General features: G+C 47.0%; 5 protein-coding genes. All 5 read left to right on the forward strand.

Annotation, left to right across the window (positions count from 1 at the left end; all coding sequences use genetic code 11):
* Positions 1 to 369: hypothetical protein (locus tag HRU21_12375; protein ID NRA43085.1), on the forward strand; the 369-nt coding region annotated here is incomplete at its 5' end.
* A 16-nt stretch (positions 370 to 385) separates the two neighbouring features.
* Complete coding sequence (locus tag HRU21_12380) at positions 386 to 928, forward strand: DUF3833 domain-containing protein (GenBank protein ID NRA43086.1); 543 nt, start codon at positions 386 to 388, stop codon at positions 926 to 928.
* Positions 929 to 989: 61 nt separating this feature from the next.
* On the forward strand, positions 990 to 1,808 hold the full coding sequence (locus HRU21_12385; GenBank protein NRA43087.1) for a sulfurtransferase: 819 nt from the start codon (positions 990 to 992) through the stop codon (positions 1,806 to 1,808).
* Positions 1,809 to 1,835: 27 nt separating this feature from the next.
* A complete protein-coding gene (psd, locus tag HRU21_12390; protein ID NRA43088.1) occupies positions 1,836 to 2,702 on the forward strand; it encodes a phosphatidylserine decarboxylase in 867 nt (288 codons plus the stop codon).
* Positions 2,703 to 2,804: 102 nt separating this feature from the next.
* A partial coding sequence (locus HRU21_12395; protein ID NRA43089.1) for a hypothetical protein occupies positions 2,805 to 3,165 on the forward strand: 361 nt, incomplete at its 3' end.

Raw genomic sequence — 3,165 nt, forward strand, 5'->3', positions numbered from 1 at the left:
GGCTTTGATCATTTTATCCGCGACAACCTCAGTCGCATTAGTAAAGCCGATCTGGTTTTTGATTATCCTGCACCTTCTCGTGGTAGCAATATTGCGCTAAAAGCCAGTCGCTTCGATTGTAGCCGCTTGAAAACCACCCTCAACGATCTTTTACAATCTGTGCCTGGCGACATTAACAATCAAGCGCTATGGCAGCAGTGCGTTGCAGTGCGCGCAAAAAATTGGCTGATTGCACGGTTTTTACCACCCATCTTCCTAGCCTATGCAGAAGATAGCCGACTTGCACTCTACAGCGGTCGCTCCAATATGAGCGACGCAGAAGGCGACTACCAAGACATCGCGATCTTTTATTTTTACCCCGATAGTTAACGGATAAGGTTATCTCATGAAACAACTATATTTCTTATTATTTGCCACTTTACTGCTGCAGTTTTCAGCATGCTCGCAGCAAGATGTATCGCAATATCAAGATGTAAAACCTGAGATTATTTTGCCGGAATTTTTTAATGGCAAATTAGTCGCGCATGGCATGGTGAAAAATCGAAGCGGTGAGATGATTCGCTATTTTTCTGCTGATATCGACGGCAGCTGCAATCCTCAACAATGCGCACTCGACGAACAATTTTACTTTAATGACGGCGAACTTCAGCAACGTCAATGGTTGCTGAAGAAAGCCAAAGACGAATCCGGCGAATACTGGATTGCAACGGCTAACGATGTCATTGGTGAGCATAAGCTTCGCACCGCGGGTAACGCCATTGCCATGCAATACGTACTGCGCCTGCAGCTTGATGATGGCGAAATTGATATTAATGTTGATGACCGCATGTACCTGATAGCCCCTAATCGACTGATTAACGAATCAACCTTCACTAAATTTGGCTTTGAAGTAGGCTCGGTCAGCCTGATGATAGAAAAACTTCCTTAATGCGCATTTAAGCAAAATCCTCTATCATAGCTGACCTTGCAAACCCACACGAGATTCTGCTATGAGCCAGGCGCTTTTAGAGGCTAAACAACTTGCACAGCTAATTGATAACGGTGATCAAAAGCCACTTGTTGTTGCTTTGCTCAGTGCGCAAGACTTTGCCAATGGCCATATCCCTCACTCAGTGGCGTTTGAGCCAAGCCTGCTCTCCTCGCAGCAAAAGCCTGCAGCTGGCCAGCTTCCAGCAACCGAAAGTCTGGTTCATGCATTGCAAGATATTGGCTTACCGAGTGATAAAGCTTGCCACATTGTTGCCTATGACAATGCCGGCGGTTCGCTTGCGGGACGCTTTATCTGGACTCTGGCGCTTTTTGGTTACCACAATACAGCACTTTTAGATGGCGGCCTTAAAAGCTGGCAGCGTGCACAACTCAGCCTCAGCACAGGCCAATTGGCAGTCACGCCAAGCTCACTAGAGTTAACCCTAGACTCTCGCTTTATTGCCGACAAAAGCGAGGTACTCGCTAGCATTCCAGAGCAAGATAGCATTATCTGGGATGCCAGAAGCGCTGAAGAATACCGGGGTGAAAAAGTGCTCGCGGCCAGAGGTGGCCATATACCAGGCGCCATCTCACATGACTGGCTGCTACTGCAGGATGCGCAAGAATGCTTAAAACCGCTCGAGCAAATTCGAGCAGAATTAGCCCAAAAGGGCATTGACGCTAACAAGCAGATTATTACTCATTGCCAAACCCATCGTCGCTCAGGCCTAAGCTGGTTTGTCGCCTATAAGCTATTAGGCTTTGACCATGTAAAAGCCTACCCTGGCTCATGGTCAGAATGGGGCAATGATGCAACGCTGCCAATTGAAGCGCCGTAAACGCTATACCATATATTAAGGCTCCCCATGCTTTCAGAAAAAAACTTTGCCCGCTTACAGTCAATCATCCCGCAGCATTTATTATCTCGCGGCATTGCCAAACTGGCGGATTCACAAATACCTTGGATCAAAAACACATTTATCCAGTGGTTTGTGAAGCATTATCAAGTTGACCTGTCAGAAGCAAAGATTGAGACCGCTCGTGGCTTTAAAAGCTTTAACGAATTTTTTACGCGTGAGCTGAAGCCCGGTCGCCGCCCTATCTGCAGTGATGACAATGCCATTGCGTCTCCAGCAGATGGCGCCATCAGCGAGCTAGGCGATATCGAGCTAGGCAGTATTATGCAGGCGAAAGGACAATACTACTCCTTAAGCCAGCTACTGGCCGGCAACGCCGAACAATGTAACACCTATATGGGCGGCAAATTTGCCACCATTTACTTATCACCAAAAGATTACCACCGTGTACATATGCCACTAGACGGCGAGCTTTTAAATACGACTTATGTACCCGGTGATTTATTCTCAGTCAATCAAGCCACTGCTAACCAGGTGCCTGGCTTATTTGCACGCAATGAGCGTCTCATTTGTGAGTTTGCCAACGAGCAAGGCAAGTTCATAATGATTTTAGTCGGCGCGATGATCGTTGCCGGCATTGAAACCGTGTGGTCAGGTCAAGTGGCACCGGTCAAAGCCCGCATTAGCCATCAAGACTTTTCATCTAGCCAGGCGGTAACGCTGGCAAAAGGTGACGAAATGGGGCGATTTAAGCTTGGCTCGACGGTCATCTTACTGTTTGAAAATCAACAGACGGCATTTAATTCAGCGCTTGCAAATGGGATCAGCGTGACTATGGGTCAACAGCTTGGCACTCTAGACATCGACCAAGCGTAGACATCGACCAAGCATAAACATCGGCCAAGCCTAGGCAAAAGTACCGACGTTGCTATTATGATATAGTAAATATTATCAATAACACCGCAAAAGGACCTTGTTTTGGGGCGACACCCGTACGACACAGATTACGAACTGGGTGAAGATAATATCACCAAGTTCGGCTTAGACTTTCATAACCCGGTCTTTCCACTCTCTGCCTTATTCAGCATAGCTTTCATAACTTTAACTCTGATCTATCCAGATGCCGCTTTTGAGCTGCTAAACCGCTGCAAAACCCAGGTTATTGAGCTATTTGACAGTGTATTTATGCTATCAGCCAATAGCTTTGTGGTATTGCTGTTTGGTGAGCACCATAACTATATCAATATCCAGGGGATCTTCAGAGACCAGTGCGCTCCCTACGAGGTACACAGGGGCCATGAATTTAGAGGCTACTTGGGTGGCGGCCAATACCAATTGA

It is taken from the genome of Pseudomonadales bacterium, from assembly GCA_013215025.1.
In the GTDB taxonomy this organism is placed as follows: Bacteria; Pseudomonadota; Gammaproteobacteria; order Pseudomonadales; family DT-91; genus DT-91.

What these genes read in the sequence shown, in the direction of transcription:
- HRU21_12380 (NRA43086.1), top strand. Translation starts at nt 386, where the DNA reads ATGAAACAACTATATTTCTTATTATTTGCCACTTTACTGCTGCAGTTT.
- HRU21_12385 (NRA43087.1), top strand. Translation starts at nt 990, where the DNA reads ATGAGCCAGGCGCTTTTAGAGGCTAAACAACTTGCACAGCTAATTGAT.
- psd (NRA43088.1), top strand. Translation starts at nt 1,836, where the DNA reads ATGCTTTCAGAAAAAAACTTTGCCCGCTTACAGTCAATCATCCCGCAG.